This is a genomic window from Bacillus cereus group sp. BfR-BA-01408 (genome assembly GCF_022663305.1).
In the GTDB taxonomy this organism is placed as follows: domain Bacteria; phylum Bacillota; class Bacilli; order Bacillales; family Bacillaceae_G; genus Bacillus_A; species Bacillus_A pacificus.
Map to the genome: position 1 here is coordinate 83,780 of NZ_JAKUFF010000010.1, position 7,586 is coordinate 91,365.

Genomic DNA, 7,586 nt, shown 5'->3' on the forward strand with positions numbered 1-7,586 from the left:
AGAAATGGAGAGGAAAACTAAAACAACCGCTCCATTTTTTTGCATAGTGAGGTTATGTATGTGAAACGATATCGACATTTATACTTGTTAAGTTTTACGCTACTCATTTGTTTTGTCGTATTATCACTTTCGTATCATACCGCTTGTATTGAGAAATTTGACAATATAGTCGCACATTTTATTCAAAGTTTTCGAAACGATTATTTGACAGCCTACTTTACTTGGGTGTCTTTTATCGGTTCCAAAAGAATATATTTTCCGTTACTCATTATTCTTGTAATGTATTTTCTCGTTAGAAAAAAGTTGCTTAGTGCTTTACTTCTAACAATTAATTATTATGGATCTCGTTATTTAAACAGTATGCTTAAACTATGGTACGAGCGAGCAAGACCTGATGTAACACAGCTTGTTACTGCAACTGGATATAGTTTTCCGAGCGGTCATACGATGAATGCTACTGCTTTTTTAGGATTTATTGCATACGTCACGATTACAGAAGAACGTATTACGTTGCATAAAAAATTGTTGATTATTTTTATAGCGAGCTTTGTTGTATTATCTATTTCAGTTAGCCGAATATATCTTGGCGTTCACTATCCATCTGACATATTAGCAGGATGGGCAGCTGGCGGTAGCTGGCTCGTTTTATGTGTTATATTTCATAAAACGTTCATTAAAAAAGAACCTATGTCATAATAGGTTCTTTTTCCATTGGTTCAACATGAATGTGCGCATGATAAATGCCAAATTTTTTCCGAAGCATTGCCTCGATGTTGTCAGTAATACAGTGACTTTCTCCAACATCCATACGAGCATCTACCTCGATTGTAATATCAACGTACGTTTGATTCCCGTACATACGAGCGCGAATATCTACGATGTTTTCCACGCCACCAATATGTTCAATCGCATCAGCGTACTCTTCCATCTTATCTGGATCGATTCCATCCGTTAACATATGAGAAGCTTCTACGAAAATCTCCCATGCAGTTTTACAAATAATAAGACCGACAATTAAAGCAGCAATAGGATCTAAAATAGGCATTTGGAACTGCGAACCGACAATACCTACTACTGTACCAATACTTACGAGGGCATCTGATAAATTATCCTTTGCAGCTGCTTCTAATGATTTACTTCTTGTTCGTGCTGCAATCTTTTTCGTATACAAATACACACAGTACATAACGACAGCAGAAAATAAAGCTACCCATGCAGCAAGTACATTAGGTGCAGCTTGTTTCGGATTTAAAAAAGATTGAATGGCACTAATAACAACTTCTAATCCGACCGTTGCCATAATAAAAGAAGCAACAAGTGATGCAATTTGTTCTGCACGCGAATGCCCATAAGGATGATCTGGATCACGAGGTTTCCGAGAGATTTTTAGACCAATTAATATAGCTAAAGAAGCACCGATATCCGTTAAGTTATTTAAACCGTCAGCACGTAATGCGCTAGAGAGGGTAATATAACTGATGATGATTTTCATAGAGGATAAAAATATGTAGGCCATAATGCTGACAATCGCACCTTTATCAGCTTCTTTATGAGAAAGAGTATCCATTTTAATCACTCACCTTTCTACAAGGAATTTCTTTCTATAAATAGAGTATCAAACGAAAGTCGTGTGGGTCTATACAAACATTGTTGACGTTTTTTAGCTTTTTAAGAAGGGGATAACAAAGTTTCGTGAAGGAAAAATATGTTGTAAAGTGCAAAGTTAGGATATGAACGCGATTTTTTAAGGGAGGAGAAGGGAGTTCAAATATGTTCAATTCTGACAGCTGATTTTTGAAAAAATAAAAACCCTCTAGAAAATATTTTTCAGAGGGTTTTCATCTTAGTATGCTTCTAAAAACTCAGTAACTTGCTCTTCAGTTTTTGCGTTAGCACTATGTAAGTGGCCTAGCTTCTCGCCATTTTGATATACAAGTAAACTTGGAATACCCATTACTTGATACTCTTCAGCGATACTTGGGAACTCATCTTTATTAATAGAATACCATTCAAACTTATTGAACTCTTCCATTACATCTCCGATAAAGTTGTCCATACGTACACAATCTGGACACCATGTAGTAAAGAACTTAACAACTACTGGCTCCTCGCTTGCGATGATGTCTTTGAATTCCTGTTCTGATTTGATTTCTTTCATGTTTTTGACTCCTCTCAATGTCAATCGGATATGCTAGTATTTTTATGCAAAATCCGTAATTGCAAACAATAGTTTTGATGAAATAAATTGTTTGCAATATCTTCGACTGCTTCTATGTCCTGATCATTCATTTGTGATTTTTGGATATACACCTTAAATCCTAGTAACGAATATTAGGAACCTCACTTTTCTTTATAAGCTTTTTCATGAGCTATGTCAAACTTCTGAAATTACATAGGTTACCGTTATATGGCGGACAAACCAAACCGTAGTTGTTATAGCCTTCAACCATATTGCTCGTTTTCCTCAGAAATTTTTTGCAGATGGTCATTTAATGCCATTAAAGTAATGTCAGGCAAAACCAGCAATCTATTTCCTATAGATGTTTTAGGTTTATGAAATTTTTTTGTGATATGAGAGAGGGAACGATTAATAGATAAAGTTCTTCCTTCAAAATCAATATCCTTCCATTACTATCAAATCATTGATTAGCGGTATCGCCATGATTTTCCGATTTTATACAGCTCAAATGAAGATGATGAGTGTTCACTTGAAACGTATATTGATGGGGAAGATCACGATGAAATTGACAAGTCAATAAAATACCAACTCATTGATTACGCACTAGACAAAAGAAATGAAAAACTGTTCCGTAAGTTGATTGCGAATTAAGGGGGAGGTGAAAGGCTAGTGGTCCTTTACAAATTCAAACTCACTACCATTTTCGAACAATGGCCGAATGAAGAATATGTGGTAGCAGAAACTGAAGGAAAGGCAAGATTCCTGTATTGGCGAAAGTTCAGAACAAAGTTTCTAATAATGCCGATGGCTGAATTCATGAAGTTTGTAACGTGCGAGAATGAAGGTGTTTTTGATAGCAAGCGAATGTATAGCGCAGAACAAGCGTTTAAGAAAATGTAGCTGGCATGTGGGGTACGCGATCGTTGGAAACTGGAAAACTGATCTATTCGTTTTGTTCGATGGGGAAATTGAGAAGCATAATTGCCATCCTTATTGGGAAATTGCTTACTATAATGATGAGGGGAACGTGGTTCGAAGCTACCAGAAGGGAGAGTATGCGATATAAGAAAAAGAGGACTAGCAGTCGTACCTGCCGTCCTTTAGTAGGAGAAAAGTATTCTTGGTTAAAACTACGAATAAACAGAAAATCTGCTTGTAATTAGTTTTAACCTAAATGTACGTGTCTATACAAAAAAAAGGAGCTGTCTCATAAGTCTCTTTGGAAGTAAAATCACATGAAATTGAAAAAGCAGAAACGTTATTAAATCAACGTTTCTGCCTTTCACTTTTTATTCGATTTTGACTAAAAAGCACTTTTTGGGACAGTCTCTAGGAAGGGAAATCCCAAGCACCAAAATGGCTCGTATTGGTCTACAGGTTCAAAAGTAGTATATGTAAAACGAAAAAATCTCATACAAAAAGCAGACAACGATTTTGGTTGTCTGCCAGTGAGTCGAATGAGTTAGCTAATTGTGATAAATTGCATTCCCATTGCGAGAAGAGTGAAGCTGCTAGTTCAAACAGCTTGTTAGTATTATTTTCGATATTTTAAAAAATATACACAGAAAGCAGATAAGTGAAGAACCTATCTGCTTCTGCTGTAACAAAAGAAAGAAGTATTAGCCGTGGATACGGCGGCTTGAAAATAGTATGTATTTTTATTTGAAAAATATTCAAGGGGTGAAGACATAGGGAATCTTTGATAAACGGTGTCTATGAAAGTACTCAGTTAATCAATAAAGAAAAAGAGTAAATATAACAGCCATTGATTTAGTTTCATTTAGGAGATAGGAATGATGATAATGGTTAAAACAATATCAATTATCGTAGGCGTTGCTTGTGATCTGGTGGGCGTCTTGTTTGTTGTTAAGGAAAGATAAAGAGGTAGACTAGCAATTTGAAGAATAAATAGGAATATTATTAGTTTAAAACACAAAACATAGGCTAGTAAACAAGCTGTTTCCCCTTTTATTCATAGAATATAATGAATTCTATTTATAGAGGAGGTAATCATATTTATGGGATGGAATAATAATTTTCGAGATTGTGATAGATTTTGGGATGATTTAATGTTTAGCAGATGCAGACACAGAGATTGTGATGACCATCGTTGTAGACGTGATCGTGACTGCGATTGTGATGAGTGTCGTCGCAGACGTAATCATGAACGTGATCGTGATCATGATCATGATGATCGTCGAAATTGGTAAATTCCTTGGAAAGAGTGCTTTGAAGAAAAGCGCTCTTTTTTGTTCAGGGATAATAGGGAAAATAAAAAAAGAGAGCTAATGCTCTCTTTTTTTGGATGTGGTAATTAATCACAAATTGGTATTCCAAGCACTCTTAGAGCCAATGCTACTTGAAGCGAAATCTCTAATCTAGCAATTTCGATACCAGCTACTGAAAGAACTAAAAAAGGTTGTCCATTTACAAACACAACGCAACTATCCATGGTTACGCCTCCTTTCTAGCAATCTACTATAGTATATGAACGGATTATTAATATGTAATAGTTGAATTGATTGATTTTATAGAATTGATAGATTAGTCCATTTAAACAAAACAAACGAACTCAACGAATTGAACAGGCAAAACAAAGGTTAGAAGAGGAAAAGAGACAGAAGTTCGCAGCAGAAGTACGTGATCTATAAAACAAAAGAGCTAGAAAAAGAGAAAAATTAAAAAAAGATTTATTAAGGATGGTTGATGGGAAAGTTATGTTTTATGAGGTTATCTCATTGATAGATAGTGGATATAACCCTTACTTGTTATCGAAAGCATTGAATATAGATTGCCAAACTATAATTACAATTAAAGAATATAGAAAAGGGTTTAAAGTACCACGGAATTATAAAAGGATGATTAAACATCAAGATATAATGTACTCCTTAACTGGGAAGGAAGGTAAAGGAAATTCAAGATTAAATCATTTACTATAAAGTAGCGAATTCGCTGCTTTTTATTTTATAAAGAAAAAAGCCCTATCTGGGGCTAGATGATTTTCTTCATGCTACAATGACGGCATTCTCTTGAGAAGATGAAATTTTTAATGGAACTTTTGAATACGGAATTACCACAATTATCACAGCGACCGCTGATCTTATCAGGATGTTCTTCGTATGTGTATATTTTGCTTAAATCGTATTTTTGTTCATGTTCTTTATTTTCCATTTGTTTCACCTGCATATCAATCTGAATTAAAACAGCTGAAGCACAATAACATGGAGTGTTCACGTAGTGGACGCTTTTTATTTTGCAAAAAGAACCTGCAAACATGCAGATTCTCCCGATAATGATTTATGAAGTAAGACCCGAAAATATAATACAATGATTTGAAAATGAGTTCAAGTAAATGAAAAGAACCCGCTGGAGTTCGGGTCCTTTTCAGAAGTGATGATGTTTTCTCGGCTTGGGAACTGAGAAAATACAAAAATATAATACAATGAGTTTTAGAGAATTTCAAGACTGAATTAGAGTAATTTTGGAAGAGAATGAAGGATGGATAATCAAAATAACAAACTGGAATTTGCAATTATTGAATTAAGAATTCAAGTTACTGGACTGCAACAAACGATTAATGAATTAACACGAAGAGTAATTATGTTAGAAAGGAATTAGTAATGAAAGTTGATACAAATCATGTTCAAGAAATAGTCAAATAATCTATGGTAATTAAAAAGATTAACGACAATAAATCGGTAGGGATGGATTGTAAAGTTGGGTATGTAAAGAGAAGCCCACATAGTACGAGTAGCCGTTTACTCAGAAGAGTCCGTATAGCATCCTATATTTGGGAGATTAAATCTGAAATGGTTGAAAATGTATTTAGGGAAGCGATGGATGTAAGGAATGAGAAAATTAAGATTGCTTTTGCAAATACGAAAAAAGGTCCTGTTGTTTTCAACAGGACCTTTCCTAAAATGGCAAAGAGTAACTCTTACCTTACTCTTCTCGTATATAATACATGAAAAAGATAGATGTGTATACAACAAGAAATTCCAATATAATTATTCTAATATAGTGTTTAAAAAAATGGTGGAATTTTAAATAAGGAATTAAATTACAAACGTTGATTTATCAATTGGTTTGAATGTTTTTCTATCAACTTGTAGTAAATAAAGTAATATTGAGATAACAAGATATGTAATTTTGTATACCGGATTGTCAAGCTGAATAAGGGGGTAAATGATACGGAAGTTGAAGGAGAGTAATACTGAAATTTCATTTGCCTGTTTACTGTGTGAAATAAATTCATTTGAATAGAAGCAAAAATAGAGGTTTGCCTTAGACATTTATGAAGGTTAAGAATATTTATAAAGAAAGGAGTAAATACACAGGGCCAATTTTTGTAATGATGGAGGGAATTGATGTGGACATAACTCAAAGTATGGCGCGAATAGTGGTTAATGGGAAAGATCTTCCGTATAATTCAGTTAGAACTTCTGCATGGAATCAAGGGCCTGTAAATGATTTAATTGTTTTAACAAACCAAAGAGTCGAAGAGTTTTATCAATTCATGTGGTCACAAGTGCCAATTACACTTGCGATGTATTTTCTTCAAGGAGCGGACTTAATGAGGTTTGTTAGAATTATTGGGGTTAATCAAAGTGTAACGGGAGAATATATTTATCATTTTTCTTGGGGATAAAACGAATATAATGTAGCATAACAGCTGCTTTTTTATTTTGTGAAATTTTATAGGGTGGTGAATAGGAGGTTAGGAAAATAAGGTTAGAGCGTGATATAGATAATTTGTGAATCTATTTAAGCTCGTAAAGATACTCGGTTACTTTTTTTAATACAATGGGTTTTACAAACAAATGTATAGAAGTATACATAAGATAATATGAAATGAGACGAATAATATCCTCTTCATGTATATTACAATTAACACGAAGTACGTAGAGAAGGCGGCTATAAATATGAAATTTTTAAGGAGCACAAAAAATAAAAAAACAGAGAGACATATTTTGTCCCTCTGTTTTTTTATATTATTCACAAATAGTTCCGGTTGCTATACCAGTTGGGGCAACACCTACTGGAACCGTATCTATAACCGTATTTGTAGCAGTATTGATAACAGAAACAGTATTACTACCTTGGTTTGTAACGTATGCGAGAGTGCCGTCTGGTATGATCGTTACTTGATCCGGGGATAAAGCAACAGGAATTGTATCGATTACAGTATTTGTCGCCACGCTTATTACTGATACATTATTACTTACTTTATTTACAACGTAAATACGAGTGCCATCTGGTGTAATATCTATACCAACCGGTTCAGAACCTACGCTAATTGTATTAATAACGGAATTCGTAGTGGTGTCAATAACAGAAACAGTATTGCTATTTTGATTTGTGACATAGGCACGAGTGCCATCTAGTGTAAAGACGATTATTCTAGGAC

The 7,586-nt window shown here is 34.3% G+C and carries 9 protein-coding genes and 2 pseudogenes; 5 read left to right on the forward strand and 6 right to left on the reverse strand.

The window, feature by feature from the left end; genetic code table 11:
* Positions 1-60 precede the first annotated feature (60 nt).
* Positions 61-696: a phosphatase PAP2 family protein gene (locus MR083_RS07825; protein WP_000833365.1), complete on the forward strand. Its 636-nt coding sequence runs from the start codon at positions 61-63 to the stop codon at positions 694-696.
* Here the strand turns inward: MR083_RS07825 and MR083_RS07830 are convergent.
* The 3 genes and pseudogenes from MR083_RS07830 to MR083_RS28000 form a co-directional block, all read right to left on the reverse strand.
* Entirely contained in the window at positions 686-1,567 is an 882-nt protein-coding gene (locus MR083_RS07830) for a cation diffusion facilitator family transporter (RefSeq protein WP_000380386.1), read from the reverse strand. The two genes, MR083_RS07825 and MR083_RS07830, sit on opposite strands and share 11 nt — an antisense overlap.
* Positions 1,568-1,843: 276 nt before the next feature.
* Positions 1,844-2,158: a thioredoxin family protein gene (locus MR083_RS07835; protein WP_000658777.1), complete on the reverse strand. Its 315-nt coding sequence runs from the start codon at positions 2,156-2,158 to the stop codon at positions 1,844-1,846.
* Between the two features lie 214 nt (positions 2,159-2,372).
* Positions 2,373-2,571: pseudogene (locus tag MR083_RS28000) on the reverse strand (site-specific integrase); the annotation flags it as partial.
* 277 nt (positions 2,572-2,848) lie between these two features.
* On the opposite strand from MR083_RS28000, the gene MR083_RS07845 reads away from it, so the two are divergent.
* Positions 2,849-3,079, forward strand: a complete 231-nt coding sequence (locus MR083_RS07845; protein ID WP_071713386.1) for a hypothetical protein — start codon at positions 2,849-2,851, stop codon at positions 3,077-3,079.
* A gap of 1,118 nt (positions 3,080-4,197) precedes the next feature.
* On the forward strand, positions 4,198-4,389 hold the full coding sequence (locus MR083_RS07850; protein WP_242268864.1) for a hypothetical protein: 192 nt from the start codon (positions 4,198-4,200) through the stop codon (positions 4,387-4,389).
* 104 nt (positions 4,390-4,493) lie between these two features.
* On the opposite strand, the gene MR083_RS07855 is transcribed toward MR083_RS07850, so the two are convergent.
* Complete coding sequence (locus tag MR083_RS07855; protein ID WP_000376554.1) at positions 4,494-4,631, reverse strand: DUF3956 domain-containing protein; 138 nt, start codon at positions 4,629-4,631, stop codon at positions 4,494-4,496.
* A gap of 539 nt (positions 4,632-5,170) precedes the next feature.
* The gene (locus MR083_RS07860; RefSeq protein ID WP_079995151.1) at positions 5,171-5,350 is read right to left on the reverse strand and encodes a DUF8096 family protein; all 180 of its coding nucleotides are present in this window, start codon (positions 5,348-5,350) and stop codon (positions 5,171-5,173) included.
* Between the two features lie 542 nt (positions 5,351-5,892).
* On the opposite strand from MR083_RS07860, the pseudogene MR083_RS07865 reads away from it, so the two are divergent.
* Together MR083_RS07865 and MR083_RS07870 are read left to right on the forward strand one after the other, a co-directional pair.
* Positions 5,893-6,057 (forward strand): annotated as a pseudogene (locus MR083_RS07865) (terminase small subunit); the annotation flags it as partial.
* Between the two features lie 416 nt (positions 6,058-6,473).
* On the forward strand, positions 6,474-6,827 hold the full coding sequence (locus MR083_RS07870) for a hypothetical protein (RefSeq protein WP_242268866.1): 354 nt from the start codon (positions 6,474-6,476) through the stop codon (positions 6,825-6,827).
* A 343-nt stretch (positions 6,828-7,170) separates the two neighbouring features.
* On the opposite strand, the gene MR083_RS07875 is transcribed toward MR083_RS07870, so the two are convergent.
* Positions 7,171-7,586 (reverse strand): YVTN family beta-propeller repeat protein (locus MR083_RS07875; protein ID WP_242268868.1); only part of this gene is annotated, 416 nt, incomplete at its 5' end.